General features: G+C 53.4%; 1 protein-coding gene. It reads left to right on the top strand.

Features of this window, described 5'->3' with window-relative positions:
• Positions 1 to 112 precede the first annotated feature (112 nt).
• Positions 113 to 22,090, top strand: coding sequence for an Ig-like domain-containing protein (locus N5E87_RS02040; protein ID WP_279774966.1), 21,978 nt, complete (start codon positions 113 to 115; stop codon positions 22,088 to 22,090).
• Positions 22,091 to 22,129 lie beyond the last annotated feature (39 nt).

The following is a 22,129-nucleotide window of genomic DNA, read 5'->3' as shown; positions in this document are numbered from 1 at the left end:
ATTGACTTCCTATTAGTACCAAGCTAAAATTTCATCACTTGTATCACTATCCAACACATTTGTTGGATTTGTGCATCTTTGGATTAACACAATCAGGTGTTGGGAGCTTATTATGGGATCGATCATTACAACAAAGAAAGGTTTGCTCAAACTAGTCAAAGGGCAGATCGAAGTCGAGGTTAATGGTTCAAATCAACCCGCTAAGGATGGCGAGCAACTCCCCAAAGGTGCTGTGCTTCATATCGGTGAAAATGCGACTTACGAAATCACCTTTGATGATGGTACTAAGTTATCCAATGAGGTTGAGCCTAGCATTGCTGCCACCCCCAACGCCGGCGGCCAAGCAACCCAAGACGAAATCCAAGCATTACAAGATCTCATTGCATCGGGTGAGGACCCAACCCAAAACTTACCAGAAACCGCCGCTGGTAATGCGCCAGCTGGCCGTGACGGTAACTCTGGCTATGTCACCTTAGCCCGTGATGGCACAGAAGCCTTAGCGACATCTGGTTATTCAACCTCTGGACAAACGCTCACCGCAGCCACAACAGCCGCACCAGAGCAAACCGTAGCAACCGACTCTCCTTCGGTATTAGTTAACGACAGTATTACGGTCGATGAGGATACTGTTGCTTCTGGCAATGTGCTCGATAACGACAGCGATGCCGACAATGTGTTAAGTGTGGTTGGATTTAATATCAACGGAACCGACTTTGCGGCGGGCACAGTTGTTACGCTCGAAGGTGGCAGCTTTATACTCAATGCCGATGGCTCTTATACCTTTACCCCGAATGAAAACTGGAACGGCCAAGTTCCTGTTATTACCTACACCACCAATACTGGCTCAACCGCGACCTTAACCATTAATGTCACCCCAGTTGATGACCCATCGGTATTAGCAAACGACACCAATACTGTTGCTGAAGATACCGTCGCCACAGGCAATGTGCTCGACAACGACACCGATGTCGATTCCAGCTTAAGTGTGGTGAGCTTTACAGTATCGGGCAGCACCTTTGCTGCAGGCACAACCGTCGCTCTCGAAGGCGGCAGCTTATTACTCAATGCCGATGGCTCATACAGCTTTACCCCGAATGAAAACTGGAACGGCCAAGTTCCAGTGATTACCTACACCACTAATACTGGCTCGACTGCAACTTTAACCATTAATGTCACCCCAGTTGATGATCCATCGGTATTAGCAAACGACACCAATACTGTTGCTGAAGATACCGTCGCCACTGGCAATGTGCTCGACAACGACACCGATGTCGATTCCAGCTTAAGTGTGGTGAGCTTTACAGTATCGGGCAGCACCTTTGCTGCAGGCACAACCGTCGCTCTCGAAGGTGGCAGCTTAGTACTCAATGCCGATGGCTCGTACAGCTTTACCCCGAATGAAAACTGGAATGGCCAAGTTCCAGTAATTACCTACACCACCAATACTGGCTCAACTGCAACCTTAACCATTAATGTCACCCCAGTTGATGATCCATCGGTATTAGCCAACGACACTAATACTGTTGCTGAAGATACCGTCGCCACAGGCAATGTGCTCGACAACGACACCGATGTCGATTCCAGCTTAAGTGTGGTGAGCTTTACAGTATCGGGCAGCACTTTTGCTGCAGGCACAACTGTCGCTCTCGAAGGTGGCAGCTTAGTACTCAATGCCGATGGCTCTTACAGCTTTACCCCTAATGCAGATTGGAACGGCCAAGTTCCAGTAATTACCTACACCACCAATACTGGCTCAACTGCAACCTTAACCATTAATGTCACTCCTGTGGCCGATGGTGCACCAAGCGTTACCATTACCACTGATACAAACGATGATGGTTTTATCAGTAATGCAGAGCTCGGCGGGGCAACAGACGTCAGTGTGACCATTGGCTTAGACGGCACAGGTGCGAATGCAGGCGATACCCTGACAGTGAATGGTGTTGACTATGTGTTGACACAAGAAGATATCAATAATGGTTATGTAAACTTAACACTTCCTGCGCCAGCTGAAGGTGAAACTATCACTGTAGTTGCAACCATTACCGATCCAGCGGGTAATACTTCGCCTGAAGGCAGTGATTCCGCGCTACTCGACACGACGGCCCCCACTATTACCGTCAGCGCGCCTGATGATACCCGAGATACCACGCCAACCATCACAGGTACAACAGATGCCGCCCCTGGTAGCCTCATCACTATTGTTGTTACTGACAGCAATGGTGTGCAGCAAACTCTTACCACCACTGTGAATCCTGACGGTACATATGCTGTTGATGTCATTAATCCAATTCCTCATGGTGGTTATACTGCAACCGCAACAGTGACAGATCCAGCTGGCAATACGGGCAATGCCACTGATAATGGTAATGTCGATATCAAGATCGATGAGGACGGCGACGGCAACACCGTGGCCATCACCAGCATCACCCAAGACACCGGTAGCTCCAGCAGCGACTTTATCACCAACGACAACACCTTGGTGTTCCACGGCACCGTCGATTTGGATGACAACAGCACCTTAGCCGTCACCATCAACGGGGTGACTTACACCACCGCTAACGGCTTAGTGATTGATGCGCAAGGTAACTGGAGTGTGGACCTGACCGGTACCGTGCTGCCTGACGGCACCTACCCTGTGGTCGCCACCGTTACCGACGTGGCCGGCAACAGCAAAACCGTCACCCAAGATGTGGTGATTGATACCAAGATTGATCAAGACGGCGACGGCAACACCGTGGCCATCACCAGCATCACCCAAGACACCGGTAGCTCCAGCAGCGACTTTATCACCAACGACAACACCTTGGTGTTCCACGGCACCGTCGATTTGGATGACAACAGCACCTTAGCCGTCACCATCAACGGGGTGACTTACACCACCGCTAACGGCTTAGTGATTGATGCGCAAGGTAACTGGAGTGTGGACCTGACCGGTACCGTGCTGCCTGACGGCACCTACCCTGTGGTCGCCACCGTTACCGACGTGGCCGGCAACAGCAAAACCGTCACCCAAGATGTAGTGATTGATACCAAGATTGATCAAGACGGCGACGGCAACACCGTGGCCATCACCAGCATCACCCAAGACACCGGTAGCTCCAGCAGCGACTTTATCACCAACGACAACACCTTAGTGTTCCACGGCACCGTCGATTTGGATGACAACAGCACCTTAGCCGTCACCATCAACGGAGTGACTTACACCACCGCTAACGGCTTAGTGATTGATGCGCAAGGTAACTGGAGTGTGGACCTGACCGGCACCGTGCTGCCTGACGGCACCTACCCCGTGGTCGCCACTGTCACCGACATTGCTGGTAACACCACTAGTGCAACGCAAGATGTGATTGTCGATACACAGATAGGACTGGGACGAGATAACGCTGTAACAATTACAAGTATTACCGAAGATACAGGTAGTTCCAATACAGACTTTATCACTAACGACAACACCTTAGTGTTCCAAGGTACCGTAGAATTAGATGGCAACAGTAACTTGGTTGTCACGATCAACGGCGTGGAATACACCATAGGTAATGGTCTAGTGATCGATGCAAATGGCCATTGGAGCGTCGACTTAACCGGTACCGTGCTGCCTGACGGCACCTACCCTGTGGTCGCCACCGTCACTGACGTGGCCGGCAACAGCAAAACCGTCACCCAAGATGTAGTGATTGATACCAAGATTGATCAAGACGGCGACGGCAACACCGTGGCCATCACCAGCATCACCCAAGACACCGGTAGCTCCAGCAGCGACTTTATCACCAACGACAACACCTTAGTGTTCCACGGCACCGTCGATTTGGATGACAACAGCACCTTAGCCGTCACCATCAACGGAGTGACTTACACCACCGCTAACGGCTTAGTGATTGATGCGCAAGGTAACTGGAGTGTGGACCTGACCGGTACCGTGCTGCCTGACGGCACCTACCCCGTGGTCGCCACCGTCACCGACGTGGCTGGCAACAGCAAAACCGTCACCCAAGATGTAGTGATTGATACCAAGATTGATCAAGACGGCGACGGCAACACCGTGGCCATCACCAGCATCACCCAAGACACCGGTAGCTCCAGCAGCGACTTTATCACCAACGACAACACCTTAGTGTTCCACGGCACCGTCGATTTGGATGACAACAGCACCTTAGCCGTCACCATCAACGGGGTGACTTACACCACCGCTAACGGCTTAGTGATTGATGCGCAAGGTAACTGGAGTGTGGACCTGACCGGTACCGTGCTGCCTGACGGCACCTACCCTGTGGTCGCCACCGTTACCGACGTGGCCGGCAACAGCAAAACCGTCACCCAAGATGTAGTGATTGATACCAAGATTGATCAAGACGGCGACGGCAACACCGTGGCCATCACCAGCATCACCCAAGACACCGGTAGCTCCAGCAGCGACTTTATCACCAACGACAACACCTTAGTGTTCCACGGCACCGTCGATTTGGATGACAACAGCACCTTAGCCGTCACCATCAACGGAGTGACTTACACCACCGCTAACGGCTTAGTGATTGATGCGCAAGGTAACTGGAGTGTGGACCTGACCGGCACCGTGCTGCCTGACGGCACCTACCCCGTGGTCGCCACTGTCACCGACATTGCTGGTAACACCACTAGTGCAACGCAAGATGTGATTGTCGATACACAGATAGGACTGGGACGAGATAACGCTGTAACAATTACAAGTATTACCGAAGATACAGGTAGTTCCAATACAGACTTTATCACTAACGACAACACCTTAGTGTTCCAAGGTACCGTAGAATTAGATGGCAACAGTAACTTGGTTGTCACGATCAACGGCGTGGAATACACCATAGGTAATGGTCTAGTGATCGATGCAAATGGCCATTGGAGCGTCGACTTAACCGGTACCGTGCTGCCTGACGGCACCTACCCTGTGGTCGCCACCGTCACTGACGTGGCCGGCAACAGCAAAACCGTCACCCAAGATGTAGTGATTGATACCAAGATTGATCAAGACGGCGACGGCAACACCGTGGCCATCACCAGCATCACCCAAGACACCGGTAGCTCCAGCAGCGACTTTATCACCAACGACAACACCTTAGTGTTCCACGGCACCGTCGATTTGGATGACAACAGCACCTTAGCCGTCACCATCAACGGAGTGACTTACACCACCGCTAACGGCTTAGTGATTGATGCGCAAGGTAACTGGAGTGTGGACCTGACCGGTACCGTGCTGCCTGACGGCACCTACCCCGTGGTCGCCACCGTCACCGACGTGGCTGGCAACAGCAAAACCGTCACCCAAGATGTAGTGATTGATACCAAGATTGATCAAGACGGCGACGGCAACACCGTGGCCATCACCAGCATCACCCAAGACACCGGTAGCTCCAGCAGCGACTTTATCACCAACGACAACACCTTAGTGTTCCACGGCACCGTCGATTTGGATGACAACAGCACCTTAGCCGTCACCATCAACGGGGTGACTTACACCACCGCTAACGGCTTAGTGATTGATGCGCAAGGTAACTGGAGTGTGGACCTGACCGGTACCGTGCTGCCTGACGGCACCTACCCTGTGGTCGCCACCGTTACCGACGTGGCCGGCAACAGCAAAACCGTCACCCAAGATGTAGTGATTGATACCAAGATTGATCAAGACGGCGACGGCAACACCGTGGCCATCACCAGCATCACCCAAGACACCGGTAGCTCCAGCAGCGACTTTATCACCAACGACAACACCTTGGTGTTCCACGGCACCGTCGATTTGGATGACAACAGCACCTTAGCCGTCACCATCAACGGGGTGACTTACACCACCGCTAACGGCTTAGTGATTGATGCGCAAGGTAACTGGAGTGTGGATCTGACTGGCACAGTGTTAGCCGATGGCACCTACACAGTGAACGCCACAGTGACAGACGTTGCGGGTAACTTTAAGACAGTGACCCAAGATGTGATCATCGACACCCAAGGCCCAAGCGTCGTGGTGAACATTGTCGATGACGTGCTAACGGTTGGCGAAACCAGTGAAGTGACCTTCACCTTCAGTGAGAAAGTCACCGGTTTTGACGCCTCTGACTTAGTGGTTGTCGGCGGCACGCTCAGTAACCTTAGCAGCACAGATGGTATCAATTGGACTGCAACCTTCACGCCGACCCCAGGCTTCACTGGCACCGCCAGTGTTACTGTCACCGCCGGCAGCTATACAGATCTAAACGGCAACCTCGGCACCAGCGGCAGTGATACTGCAGGCGTGGATACCCAAGGCCCAAGCGTCGTGGTGAACATTGTCGATGACGTGCTAACGGTTGGCGAAACCAGTGAAGTGACCTTCACCTTCAGTGAGAAAGTCACCGGTTTTGACGCCTCTGACTTAGTGGTTGTCGGCGGCACGCTCAGTAACCTTAGCAGCACAGATGGTATCAATTGGACTGCAACCTTCACGCCGACCCCAGGCTTCACTGGCACCGCCAGTGTTACTGTCACCGCCGGCAGCTATACAGATCTAAACGGCAACCTCGGCACCAGCGGCAGTGATACTGCAGGCGTGGATACCCAAGGCCCAAGCGTCGTGGTGAACATTGTCGATGACGTGCTAACGGTTGGCGAAACCAGTGAAGTGACCTTCACCTTCAGTGAGAAAGTCACCGGTTTTGACGCCTCTGACTTAGTGGTTGTCGGCGGCACGCTCAGTAACCTTAGCAGCACAGATGGTATCAATTGGACTGCAACCTTCACGCCGACCCCAGGCTTCACTGGCACCGCCAGTGTTACTGTCACCGCCGGCAGCTATACAGATCTAAACGGCAACCTCGGCACCAGCGGCAGTGATACTGCAGGCGTGGATACCCAAGGCCCAAGCGTCGTGGTGAACATTGTCGATGACGTGCTAACGGTTGGCGAAACCAGTGAAGTGACCTTCACCTTCAGTGAGAAAGTCACCGGTTTTGACGCCTCTGACTTAGTGGTTGTGGGCGGCACGCTCAGTAACCTTAGCAGCACAGATGGTATCAATTGGACTGCAACCTTCACGCCGACCCCAGGCTTCACTGGCACCGCCAGTGTTACTGTCACCGCCGGCAGCTATACAGATCTAAACGGCAACCTCGGCACCAGCGGCAGTGATACTGCAGGCGTGGATACCCAAGGCCCAAGCGTCGTGGTGAACATTGTCGATGACGTGCTAACGGTTGGCGAAACCAGCGAAGTGACCTTCACCTTCAGTGAGAAAGTCACCGGTTTTGACGCCTCTGACTTAGTGGTTGTGGGCGGCACGCTCAGTAACCTTAGCAGCACAGATGGTATCAATTGGACTGCAACCTTCACGCCGACCCCAGGCTTCACTGGCACCGCCAGTGTTACTGTCACCGCCGGCAGCTATACAGATCTAAACGGCAACCTCGGCACCAGCGGCAGTGATACTGCAGGCGTGGATACCCAAGGCCCAAGCGTCGTGGTGAACATTGTCGATGACGTGCTAACGGTTGGCGAAACCAGTGAAGTGACCTTCACCTTCAGTGAGAAAGTCACCGGTTTTGACGCCTCTGACTTAGTGGTTGTGGGCGGCACGCTCAGTAACCTTAGCAGCACAGATGGTATCAATTGGACTGCAACCTTCACGCCGACCCCAGGCTTCACTGGCACCGCCAGTGTTACTGTCACCGCCGGCAGCTATACAGATCTAAACGGCAACCTCGGCACCAGCGGCAGTGATACTGCAGGCGTGGATACCCAAGGCCCAAGCGTCGTGGTGAACATTGTCGATGACGTGCTAACGGTTGGCGAAACCAGTGAAGTGACCTTCACCTTCAGTGAGAAAGTCACCGGTTTTGACGCCTCTGACTTAGTGGTTGTGGGCGGCACGCTCAGTAACCTTAGCAGCACAGATGGTATCAATTGGACTGCAACCTTCACGCCGACCCCAGGCTTCACTGGCACCGCCAGTGTTACTGTCACCGCCGGCAGCTATACAGATCTAAACGGCAACCTCGGCACCAGCGGCAGTGATACTGCAGGCGTGGATACCCAAGGCCCAAGCGTCGTGGTGAACATTGTCGATGACGTGCTAACGGTTGGCGAAACCAGCGAAGTGACCTTCACCTTCAGTGAGAAAGTCACCGGTTTTGACGCCTCTGACTTAGTGGTTGTCGGCGGCACGCTCAGTAACCTTAGCAGCACAGATGGTATCAATTGGACTGCAACCTTCACGCCGACCCCAGGCTTCACTGGCACCGCCAGTGTTACTGTCACCGCCGGCAGCTATACAGATCTAAACGGCAACCTCGGCACCAGCGGCAGTGATACTGCAGGCGTGGATACCCAAGGCCCAAGCGTCGTGGTGAACATTGTCGATGACGTGCTAACGGTTGGCGAAACCAGTGAAGTGACCTTCACCTTCAGTGAGAAAGTCACCGGTTTTGACGCCTCTGACTTAGTGGTTGTGGGCGGCACGCTCAGTAACCTTAGCAGCACAGATGGTATCAATTGGACTGCAACCTTCACGCCGACCCCAGGCTTCACTGGCACCGCCAGTGTTACTGTCACCGCCGGCAGCTATACAGATCTAAACGGCAACCTCGGCACCAGCGGCAGTGATACTGCAGGCGTGGATACCCAAGGCCCAAGCGTCGTGGTGAACATTGTCGATGACGTGCTAACGGTTGGCGAAACCAGTGAAGTGACCTTCACCTTCAGTGAGAAAGTCACCGGTTTTGACGCCTCTGACTTAGTGGTTGTGGGCGGCACGCTCAGTAACCTTAGCAGCACAGATGGTATCAATTGGACTGCAACCTTCACGCCGACCCCAGGCTTCACTGGCACCGCCAGTGTTACTGTCACCGTCGGCAGCTATACAGATCTAAACGGCAACCTCGGCACCAGCGGCAGTGATACTGCAGGCGTGGATACCCAAGGCCCAAGCGTCGTGGTGAACATTGTCGATGACGTGCTAACGGTTGGCGAAACCAGCGAAGTGACCTTCACCTTCAGTGAGAAAGTCACCGGTTTTGACGCCTCTGACTTAGTGGTTGTGGGCGGCACGCTCAGTAACCTTAGCAGCACAGATGGTATCAATTGGACTGCAACCTTCACGCCGACCCCAGGCTTCACTGGCACCGCCAGTGTTACTGTCACCGCCGGCAGCTATACAGATCTAAACGGCAACCTCGGCACCAGCGGCAGTGATACTGCAGGCGTGGATACCCAAGGCCCAAGCGTCGTGGTGAACATTGTCGATGACGTGCTAACGGTTGGCGAAACCAGTGAAGTGACCTTCACCTTCAGTGAGAAAGTCACCGGTTTTGACGCCTCTGACTTAGTGGTTGTGGGCGGCACGCTCAGTAACCTTAGCAGCACAGATGGTATCAATTGGACTGCAACCTTCACGCCGACCCCAGGCTTCACTGGCACCGCCAGTGTTACTGTCACCGCCGGCAGCTATACAGATCTAAACGGCAACCTCGGCACCAGCGGCAGTGATACTGCAGGCGTGGATACCCAAGGCCCAAGCGTCGTGGTGAACATTGTCGATGACGTGCTAACGGTTGGCGAAACCAGTGAAGTGACCTTCACCTTCAGTGAGAAAGTCACCGGTTTTGACGCCTCTGACTTAGTGGTTGTGGGCGGCACGCTCAGTAACCTTAGCAGCACAGATGGTATCAATTGGACTGCAACCTTCACGCCGACCCCAGGCTTCACTGGCACCGCCAGTGTTACTGTCACCGCCGGCAGCTATACAGATCTAAACGGCAACCTCGGCACCAGCGGCAGTGATACTGCAGGCGTGGATACCCAAGGCCCAAGCGTCGTGGTGAACATTGTCGATGACGTGCTAACGGTTGGCGAAACCAGCGAAGTGACCTTCACCTTCAGTGAGAAAGTCACCGGTTTTGACGCCTCTGACTTAGTGGTTGTCGGCGGCACGCTCAGTAACCTTAGCAGCACAGATGGTATCAATTGGACTGCAACCTTCACGCCGACCCCAGGCTTCACTGGCACCGCCAGTGTTACTGTCACCGCCGGCAGCTATACAGATCTAAACGGCAACCTCGGCACCAGCGGCAGTGATACTGCAGGCGTGGATACCCAAGGCCCAAGCGTCGTGGTGAACATTGTCGATGACGTGCTAACGGTTGGCGAAACCAGTGAAGTGACCTTCACCTTCAGTGAGAAAGTCACCGGTTTTGACGCCTCTGACTTAGTGGTTGTGGGCGGCACGCTCAGTAACCTTAGCAGCACAGATGGTATCAATTGGACTGCAACCTTCACGCCGACCCCAGGCTTCACTGGCACCGCCAGTGTTACTGTCACCGCCGGCAGCTATACAGATCTAAACGGCAACCTCGGCACCAGCGGCAGTGATACTGCAGGCGTGGATACCCAAGGCCCAAGCGTCGTGGTGAACATTGTCGATGACGTGCTAACGGTTGGCGAAACCAGTGAAGTGACCTTCACCTTCAGTGAGAAAGTCACCGGTTTTGACGCCTCTGACTTAGTGGTTGTGGGCGGCACGCTCAGTAACCTTAGCAGCACAGATGGTATCAATTGGACTGCAACCTTCACGCCGACCCCAGGCTTCACTGGCACCGCCAGTGTTACTGTCACCGTCGGCAGCTATACAGATCTAAACGGCAACCTCGGCACCAGCGGCAGTGATACTGCAGGCGTGGATACCCAAGGCCCAAGCGTCGTGGTGAACATTGTCGATGACGTGCTAACGGTTGGCGAAACCAGCGAAGTGACCTTCACCTTCAGTGAGAAAGTCACCGGTTTTGACGCCTCTGACTTAGTGGTTGTGGGCGGCACGCTCAGTAACCTTAGCAGCACAGATGGTATCAATTGGACTGCAACCTTCACGCCGACCCCAGGCTTCACTGGCACCGCCAGTGTTACTGTCACCGCCGGCAGCTATACAGATCTAAACGGCAACCTCGGCACCAGCGGCAGTGATACTGCAGGCGTGGATACCCAAGGCCCAAGCGTCGTGGTGAACATTGTCGATGACGTGCTAACGGTTGGCGAAACCAGTGAAGTGACCTTCACCTTCAGTGAGAAAGTCACCGGTTTTGACGCCTCTGACTTAGTGGTTGTGGGCGGCACGCTCAGTAACCTTAGCAGCACAGATGGTATCAATTGGACTGCAACCTTCACGCCGACCCCAGGCTTCACTGGCACCGCCAGTGTTACTGTCACCGTCGGCAGCTATACAGATCTAAACGGCAACCTCGGCACCAGCGGCAGTGATACTGCAGGCGTGGATACCCAAGGCCCAAGCGTCGTGGTGAACATTGTCGATGACGTGCTAACGGTTGGCGAAACCAGTGAAGTGACCTTCACCTTCAGTGAGAAAGTCACCGGTTTTGACGCCTCTGACTTAGTGGTTGTGGGCGGCACGCTCAGTAACCTTAGCAGCACAGATGGTATCAATTGGACTGCAACCTTCACGCCGACCCCAGGCTTCACTGGCACCGCCAGTGTTACTGTCACCGCCGGCAGCTATACAGATCTAAACGGCAACCTCGGCACCAGCGGCAGTGATACTGCAGGCGTGGATACCCAAGGCCCAAGCGTCGTGGTGAACATTGTCGATGACGTGCTAACGGTTGGCGAAACCAGTGAAGTGACCTTCACCTTCAGTGAGAAAGTCACCGGTTTTGACGCCTCTGACTTAGTGGTTGTGGGCGGCACGCTCAGTAACCTTAGCAGCACAGATGGTATCAATTGGACTGCAACCTTCACGCCGACCCCAGGCTTCACTGGCACCGCCAGTGTTACTGTCACCGCCGGCAGCTATACAGATCTAAACGGCAACCTCGGCACCAGCGGCAGTGATACTGCAGGCGTGGATACCCAAGGCCCAAGCGTCGTGGTGAACATTGTCGATGACGTGCTAACGGTTGGCGAAACCAGCGAAGTGACCTTCACCTTCAGTGAGAAAGTCACCGGTTTTGACGCCTCTGACTTAGTGGTTGTCGGCGGCACGCTCAGTAACCTTAGCAGCACAGATGGTATCAATTGGACTGCAACCTTCACGCCGACCCCAGGCTTCACTGGCACCGCCAGTGTTACTGTCACCGCCGGCAGCTATACAGATCTAAACGGCAACCTCGGCACCAGCGGCAGTGATACTGCAGGCGTGGATACCCAAGGCCCAAGCGTCGTGGTGAACATTGTCGATGACGTGCTAACGGTTGGCGAAACCAGTGAAGTGACCTTCACCTTCAGTGAGAAAGTCACCGGTTTTGACGCCTCTGACTTAGTGGTTGTGGGCGGCACGCTCAGTAACCTTAGCAGCACAGATGGTATCAATTGGACTGCAACCTTCACGCCGACCCCAGGCTTCACTGGCACCGCCAGTGTTACTGTCACCGCCGGCAGCTATACAGATCTAAACGGCAACCTCGGCACCAGCGGCAGTGATACTGCAGGCGTGGATACCCAAGGCCCAAGCGTCGTGGTGAACATTGTCGATGACGTGCTAACGGTTGGCGAAACCAGCGAAGTGACCTTCACCTTCAGTGAGAAAGTCACCGGTTTTGACGCCTCTGACTTAGTGGTTGTGGGCGGCACGCTCAGTAACCTTAGCAGCACAGATGGTATCAATTGGACTGCAACCTTCACGCCGACCCCAGGCTTCACTGGCACCGCCAGTGTTACTGTCACCGCCGGCAGCTATACAGATCTAAACGGCAACCTCGGCACCAGCGGCAGTGATACTGCAGGCGTGGATACCCAAGGCCCAAGCGTCGTGGTGAACATTGTCGATGACGTGCTAACGGTTGGCGAAACCAGTGAAGTGACCTTCACCTTCAGTGAGAAAGTCACCGGTTTTGACGCCTCTGACTTAGTGGTTGTGGGCGGCACGCTCAGTAACCTTAGCAGCACAGATGGTATCAATTGGACTGCAACCTTCACGCCGACCCCAGGCTTCACTGGCACCGCCAGTGTTACTGTCACCGCCGGCAGCTATACAGATCTAAACGGCAACCTCGGCACCAGCGGCAGTGATACTGCAGGCGTGGATACCCAAGGCCCAAGCGTCGTGGTGAACATTGTCGATGACGTGCTAACGGTTGGCGAAACCAGTGAAGTGACCTTCACCTTCAGTGAGAAAGTCACCGGTTTTGACGCCTCTGACTTAGTGGTTGTGGGCGGCACGCTCAGTAACCTTAGCAGCACAGATGGTATCAATTGGACTGCAACCTTCACGCCGACCCCAGGCTTCACTGGCACCGCCAGTGTTACTGTCACCGCCGGCAGCTATACAGATCTAAACGGCAACCTCGGCACCAGCGGCAGTGATACTGCAGGCGTGGATACCCAAGGCCCAAGCGTCGTGGTGAACATTGTCGATGACGTGCTAACGGTTGGCGAAACCAGCGAAGTGACCTTCACCTTCAGTGAGAAAGTCACCGGTTTTGACGCCTCTGACTTAGTGGTTGTCGGCGGCACGCTCAGTAACCTTAGCAGCACAGATGGTATCAATTGGACTGCAACCTTCACGCCGACCCCAGGCTTCACTGGCACCGCCAGTGTTACTGTCACCGCCGGCAGCTATACAGATCTAAACGGCAACCTCGGCACCAGCGGCAGTGATACTGCAGGCGTGGATACCCAAGGCCCAAGCGTCGTGGTGAACATTGTCGATGACGTGCTAACGGTTGGCGAAACCAGTGAAGTGACCTTCACCTTCAGTGAGAAAGTCACCGGTTTTGACGCCTCTGACTTAGTGGTTGTCGGCGGCACGCTCAGTAACCTTAGCAGCACAGATGGTATCAATTGGACTGCAACCTTCACGCCGACCCCAGGCTTCACTGGCACCGCCAGTGTTACTGTCACCGCCGGCAGCTATACAGATCTAAACGGCAACCTCGGCACCAGCGGCAGTGATACTGCAGGCGTGGATACCCAAGGCCCAAGCGTCGTGGTGAACATTGTCGATGACGTGCTAACGGTTGGCGAAACCAGTGAAGTGACCTTCACCTTCAGTGAGAAAGTCACCGGTTTTGACGCCTCTGACTTAGTGGTTGTGGGCGGCACGCTCAGTAACCTTAGCAGCACAGATGGTATCAATTGGACTGCAACCTTCACGCCGACCCCAGGCTTCACTGGCACCGCCAGTGTTACTGTCACCGCCAGTGTTACTGTCACCGTCGGCAGCTATACAGATCTAAACGGCAACCTCGGCACCAGCGGCAGTGATACTGCAGGCGTGGATACCCAAGGCCCAAGCGTCGTGGTGAACATTGTCGATGACGTGCTAACGGTTGGCGAAACCAGCGAAGTGACCTTCACCTTCAGTGAGAAAGTCACCGGTTTTGACGCCTCTGACTTAGTGGTTGTGGGCGGCACGCTCAGTAACCTTAGCAGCACAGATGGTATCAATTGGACTGCAACCTTCACGCCGACCCCAGGCTTCACTGGCACCGCCAGTGTTACTGTCACCGCCGGCAGCTATACAGATCTAAACGGCAACCTCGGCACCAGCGGCAGTGATACTGCAGGCGTGGATACCCAAGGCCCAAGCGTCGTGGTGAACATTGTCGATGACGTGCTAACGGTTGGCGAAACCAGTGAAGTGACCTTCACCTTCAGTGAGAAAGTCACCGGTTTTGACGCCTCTGACTTAGTGGTTGTCGGCGGCACGCTCAGTAACCTTAGCAGCACAGATGGTATCAATTGGACTGCAACCTTCACGCCGACCCCAGGCTTCACTGGCACCGCCAGTGTTACTGTCACCGTCGGCAGCTATACAGATCTAAACGGCAACCTCGGCACCAGCGGCAGTGATACTGCAGGCGTGGATACCCAAGGCCCAAGCGTCGTGGTGAACATTGTCGATGACGTGCTAACGGTTGGCGAAACCAGTGAAGTGACCTTCACCTTCAGTGAGAAAGTCACCGGTTTTGACGCCTCTGACTTAGTGGTTGTGGGCGGCACGCTCAGTAACCTTAGCAGCACAGATGGTATCAATTGGACTGCAACCTTCACGCCGACCCCAGGCTTCACTGGCACCGCCAGTGTTACTGTCACCGCCGGCAGCTATACAGATCTAAACGGCAACCTCGGCACCAGCGGCAGTGATACTGCAGGCGTGGATACCCAAGGCCCAAGCGTCGTGGTGAACATTGTCGATGACGTGCTAACGGTTGGCGAAACCAGTGAAGTGACCTTCACCTTCAGTGAGAAAGTCACCGGTTTTGACGCCTCTGACTTAGTGGTTGTGGGCGGCACGCTCAGTAACCTTAGCAGCACAGATGGTATCAATTGGACTGCAACCTTCACGCCGACCCCAGGCTTCACTGGCACCGCCAGTGTTACTGTCACCGCCGGCAGCTATACAGATCTAAACGGCAACCTCGGCACCAGCGGCAGTGATACTGCAGGCGTGGATACCCAAGGCCCAAGCGTCGTGGTGAACATTGTCGATGACGTGCTAACGGTTGGCGAAACCAGCGAAGTGACCTTCACCTTCAGTGAGAAAGTCACCGGTTTTGACGCCTCTGACTTAGTGGTTGTGGGCGGCACGCTCAGTAACCTTAGCAGCACAGATGGTATCAATTGGACTGCAACCTTCACGCCGACCCCAGGCTTCACTGGCACCGCCAGTGTTACTGTCACCGCCGGCAGCTATACAGATCTAAACGGCAACCTCGGCACCAGCGGCAGTGATACTGCAGGCGTGGATACCCAAGGCCCAAGCGTCGTGGTGAACATTGTCGATGACGTGCTAACGGTTGGCGAAACCAGTGAAGTGACCTTCACCTTCAGTGAGAAAGTCACCGGTTTTGACGCCTCTGACTTAGTGGTTGTGGGCGGCACGCTCAGTAACCTTAGCAGCACAGATGGTATCAATTGGACTGCAACCTTCACGCCGACCCCAGGCTTCACTGGCACCGCCAGTGTTACTGTCACCGTCGGCAGCTATACAGATCTAAACGGCAACCTCGGCACCAGCGGCAGTGATACTGCAGGCGTGGATACCCAAGGCCCAAGCGTCGTGGTGAACATTGTCGATGACGTGCTAACGGTTGGCGAAACCAGCGAAGTGACCTTCACCTTCAGTGAGAAAGTCACCGGTTTTGACGCCTCTGACTTAGTGGTTGTGGGCGGCACGCTCAGTAACCTTAGCAGCACAGATGGTATCAATTGGACTGCAACCTTCACGCCGACCCCAGGCTTCACTGGCACCGCCAGTGTTACTGTCACCGCCGGCAGCTATACAGATCTAAACGGCAACCTCGGCACCAGCGGCAGTGATACTGCAGGCGTGGATACCCAAGGCCCAAGCGTCGTGGTGAACATTGTCGATGACGTGCTAACGGTTGGCGAAACCAGTGAAGTGACCTTCACCTTCAGTGAGAAAGTCACCGGTTTTGACGCCTCTGACTTAGTGGTTGTGGGCGGCACGCTCAGTAACCTTAGCAGCACAGATGGTATCAATTGGACTGCAACCTTCACGCCGACCCCAGGCTTCACTGGCACCGCCAGTGTTACTGTCACCGCCGGCAGCTATACAGATCTAAACGGCAACCTCGGCACCAGCGGCAGTGATACTGCAGGCGTGGATACCCAAGGCCCAAGCGTCGTGGTGAACATTGTCGATGACGTGCTAACGGTTGGCGAAACCAGTGAAGTGACCTTCACCTTCAGTGAGAAAGTCACCGGTTTTGACGCCTCTGACTTAGTGGTTGTGGGCGGCACGCTCAGTAACCTTAGCAGCACAGATGGTATCAATTGGACTGCAACCTTCACGCCGACCCCAGGCTTCACTGGCACCGCCAGTGTTACTGTCACCGCCGGCAGCTATACAGATCTAAACGGCAACCTCGGCACCAGCGGCAGTGATACTGCAGGCGTGGATACCCAAGGCCCAAGCGTCGTGGTGAACATTGTCGATGACGTGCTAACGGTTGGCGAAACCAGCGAAGTGACCTTCACCTTCAGTGAGAAAGTCACCGGTTTTGACGCCTCTGACTTAGTGGTTGTGGGCGGCACGCTCAGTAACCTTAGCAGCACAGATGGTATCAATTGGACTGCAACCTTCACGCCGACCCCAGGCTTCACTGGCACCGCCAGTGTTACTGTCACCGCCGGCAGCTATACAGATCTAAACGGCAACCTCGGCACCAGCGGCAGTGATACTGCAGGCGTGGATACCCAAGGCCCAAGCGTCGTGGTGAACATTGTCGATGACGTGCTAACGGTTGGCGAAACCAGTGAAGTGACCTTCACCTTCAGTGAGAAAGTCACCGGTTTTGACGCCTCTGACTTAGTGGTTGTGGGCGGCACGCTCAGTAACCTTAGCAGCACAGATGGTATCAATTGGACTGCAACCTTCACGCCGACCCCAGGCTTCACTGGCACCGCCAGTGTTACTGTCACCGCCGGCAGCTATACAGATCTAAACGGCAACCTCGGCACCAGCGGCAGTGATACTGCAGGCGTGGATACCCAAGGCCCAAGCGTCGTGGTGAACATTGTCGATGACGTGCTAACGGTTGGCGAAACCAGTGAAGTGACCTTCACCTTCAGTGAGAAAGTCACCGGTTTTGACGCCTCTGACTTAGTGGTTGTGGGCGGCACGCTCAGTAACCTTAGCAGCACAGATGGTATCAATTGGACTGCAACCTTCACGCCGACCCCAGGCTTCACTGGCACCGCCAGTGTTACTGTCACCGTCGGCAGCTATACAGATCTAAACGGCAACCTCGGCACCAGCGGCAGTGATACTGCAGGCGTGGATACCCAAGGCCCAAGCGTCGTGGTGAACATTGTCGATGACGTGCTAACGGTTGGCGAAACCAGCGAAGTGACCTTCACCTTCAGTGAGAAAGTCACCGGTTTTGACGCCTCTGACTTAGTGGTTGTGGGCGGCACGCTCAGTAACCTTAGCAGCACAGATGGTATCAATTGGACTGCAACCTTCACGCCGACCCCAGGCTTCACTGGCACCGCCAGTGTTACTGTCACCGCCGGCAGCTATACAGATCTAAACGGCAACCTCGGCACCAGCGGCAGTGATACTGCAGGCGTGGATACCCAAGGCCCAAGCGTCGTGGTGAACATTGTCGATGACGTGCTAACGGTTGGCGAAACCAGTGAAGTGACCTTCACCTTCAGTGAGAAAGTCACCGGTTTTGACGCCTCTGACTTAGTGGTTGTGGGCGGCACGCTCAGTAACCTTAGCAGCACAGATGGTATCAATTGGACTGCAACCTTCACGCCGACCCCAGGCTTCACTGGCACCGCCAGTGTTACTGTCACCGCCGGCAGCTATACAGATCTAAACGGCAACCTCGGCACCAGCGGCGTCGATACCGCTGGGGTCGACACCTCGGCACCTAATACACCAACCGTACTAATTGTTGATGATGGTAACCCAGGTGATGGCCTGTTAACTGCGGCTGAAATGGGCAACGATGGTGTGCAGCTTACCGTATCAATCAACGGTACTGATTTTGAAGCCGGTGGCTATGTCACACTCACCATTGATGGCGGTGCCGCAATTCAACTGAGCTTTGCTGACTTCACTGATAATGGCAGTGGTAGCCTGACCTTTGATAACTATACCTACGCTAACGGCGTTATCAGCTGGACTGAAACTGCCCCAGCTGACGGTCAAAGCATCACGGTCACCGCTACGCAAACCGATAAGGCGGGTAACACTTCTGCTGAAGGTTCTGACACGGCTCTGGTTGACACCACAGCACCCACTGCACCGACCGTATTAATTGTCGATGACGCTAATCCAGATGATGGCCTGCTGACGCAAGGCGAAATCGACGGAAATGGTGCAGGTGTACAGTTGACCGTGAGCATCGATGCCGAGGACTTCAGTGCTGGCGGTCACGTGAACCTGACTATCGTCAATGCTGGCGTGACCACCAATGTGGAATTAAAGCTGGTGAATGGCGAGCTGCAGTTTGCCAATGGCAATCCTGCGACTGGCTACAGCTACAACGCCACCACGGGCGTGATCAGCTGGACGGAAACGCGTCCGGCGGACGGTGCACTGCTGAAGGTGGAAGCAACCCAAACCGACAAGGCAGGTAACACCTCAGACAAGGGCAGCGACCAAGCGACTGTCATTTATACGAGTGACGATAGCTTTACCAAGCAAGAAGATCAGTTAGTAACAGGTCAACTTTTGACTAACGACCATTCAAGTAATACAAGTATCGTCAGCTTTACCGTCATGTATAACGGCACACTAACAAGCTTCAATGCAGGTCAAACTGTGGCCCTTTCCATAGGTAGCTTGCTAATACAAGCTAATGGAGAGTTCAAATTTATACCTAATCAACACTGGTCAGGCGATGTGTCCACTGTTACGTACACGACTAATACGGGAGATACGGCAACACTCAATATTACAGTACAACCAGTTGCCGATAAGCCATTGGTTGACGTGATACTGACCGCTAATGGCACACCACTTTACAGTGGTTTCATCAGCTCAGGAATTACAACTGAACAGTTCCGCAATGGCGATTTTACTCACCAACCATTCAATACTGGAGCTAAACAAACAGATGCTTCCAGTGGCCAAGATACAGTATATGGTTCGAATGGAAACGATCACATAGTTAGCACGAATGGCGGTGGAGATCACTTGCTTGGTTATGCTGGCAATGATGTGCTAGTCGGCGGAGATGCTATTCAAGGTGATACAATTAATGGCGGTATTGGGAATGATATCTTAGTTGCAGGACTTGGCCAAGATAGCTTATATGGTGGCGAAGGGAATGATATTGCCGTCCTTATGGGCAATCGCGCTGATTATATCATCACGAAAGACTATAGATATTCACAGTGGGACAACTGGTTCAACTTCACAACAATTGAGCACGGACAAACAATAACAAAAGCACTGCACGATATCGAATATATCCAATTTGATGACGGCATTTATGAATTGGACAAGAACACTGGTGAGCTCGTCATGGTTCAGCCAACCTATGTTGACTACCCAGTTGAAATCCATGCATCTCTAACTGATCGTGACGGCAGCGAATTGCTCGACTCCATTGAATTGAGTGGTTTGCCTGCTGGCACACAAGTGTTCTACAACGGACAACTACTCGGTGTAGCTGACAATGATGGCAAGCTACTGCTAGATTACGACGGCCCTGATGGCTGGACTGGTGGCAATCTCTGGGCTGAAAATGCACTGGACGCTACGTTGACTGGAGTCACAATTCGCGTTCCAGGAACAAGTGCAGGTCAGGTTGACTTGGTAGTTGAAGCGGTTGCCAGAGAGAAAGGGACCGATCTCACTAATTCTGCAACGGGTGAAGATACCATCCGTCTTGATTACTTCAAGGGCACAGAAGGTGAGCCAGGAGACCAAAATGTCAATTTTGGCAGCGAACACAATATTGTTGTGGGAGACCTTGACGGTAGCATTGTTCTGCCAGGTCAAAACTACAATATTGCCTTTATGGTCGATAGCTCAGGCAGTATTAACGCTGATACGCTAGAGACGATGAAATTGCAGTTGGCTCAGGTATTGGAAACCCTCAAAGACAGTGCAAGCGGCCAACAAAGTGGTACGGTGAAAATTTTCTTGGTTGATTTTGATACTCACGCCAAGGGCAGCATCAGTGTAGATCTTAGTGACCCCAATGCATTAGATATTCTTCAAGATGCCTTAGATGATATGAGCAGCGGCGGCGGCACCAACTATGAGGATGTATTCACAACTACGGCCAACTGGTTCGCCAATGGTGATGCCCAAAATAATAGTGGGGCGACTAATCTTGCCTTCTTTATTACCGACGGCAAACCAACCTACTACAATGCTGTTCCTGGTGGTAACCCACTGGTATACGACACTTGGGGGAGCAATAATGATCGTAGCTTGTCACAACTCATCGGCAGTGGCTACGTATTCGGCCAAGTCTATACAGTTAACGGACATGTGGTGATTGACGAAAATGGTAATGTTTTCAGCGTAGACGTCTTCAACAGCGTGAGCCGGAGCCCTGTTGGAGCAATGCGACCCGATGCCCAAGGTAACTATCAGTACTATGCTTTAGCTGGTAATGGTAGAGACTCCAGCGCGGATACTATATCAAATTCCCAAGCAGGCTTTGCATTGCTCTCAAGCCTAGGCGTCACGGTTCAAGCCATCGGCATGGGTTCGAACATCGATGAGGATGACCTATTACCTTATGACTCTGATGATAATGTTCAAACGAATGTTGATGCTGATGATCTAGCCGATGCAATTCTTGGCGACCAAGTTAACGCCATACCAGGCGCAGATCGTTTTGATGGTGGTGCTGGAGATGATGTCATCTTTGGTGATGCGATACACTTTACTGGCATTAGTGGCCAAGGCTTCGCCGCTATTAAAGCCTACGTTGCCGATAAGCTAGGTATAGCTGATGCTAGTGATGCCCAAGTTCACAGATACATCAGTGAACATAGTGACGAGTTTGACCAATCTGGTGCAAACGACAAAGCAGACATCATTTTGGGTGGTGCTGGTAATGACATTCTATTCGGTCAGGGCGGCAATGATTATTTGGATGGAGGTGCTGGTAAAGATACTCTCTATGGTGGCAATGGTAACGATACTTTGATTGGCGGTGCAGGTAACGATACTCTGATTGGCGGTGCAGGTAACGATACTCTGATCGGTGGCTTAGGTGATGACGTTCTACGTGGTGATAGTGGTAATGATACCTTCGTATGGCGCTATGCGGATGCTGACAAAGGCACAGACCACATCATGGACTTCAATGTGAGTGAAGATAAGCTCGATCTGAGTGATTTACTCCAAGGAGAAACGGCTGGCACGTTAGAAAGCTATCTGAACTTTAGCTTAGATAGCAATGGTTCTACCGTTATCGATATCGATGCTAACAAGGATGGCGTATTCGATCAACATATCGTACTGGATGGAGTTAATCTGTTTAGCCAATATAGTGCTACCGATAATGCAGGCGTCATCAATGGACTACTGGGCACTAATGGTAACGGCCCTCTGATCATCGATGCGGCGCCTGTCACACCTGATGCACCACAGGGTGTTACATCATTAATAGACCCTCATAACAACAACGGTACTATCATTCCTTAGGAAATCAGTTCATATGGCCTATAGAAATATAGGCCATCA

Origin of the sequence: Shewanella sp. GD03713 (genome assembly GCF_029843705.1) — a bacterium.
Classification (GTDB): Bacteria; Pseudomonadota; Gammaproteobacteria; order Enterobacterales; family Shewanellaceae; genus Shewanella.
This window is presented reverse-complemented; position numbering and strand designations above follow the sequence as displayed.

Bases quoted from the DNA above. Each gene is read 5' to 3' on its own strand.
- N5E87_RS02040 (WP_279774966.1), top strand. From the start codon at position 113: ATGGGATCGATCATTACAACAAAGAAAGGTTTGCTCAAACTAGTCAAA.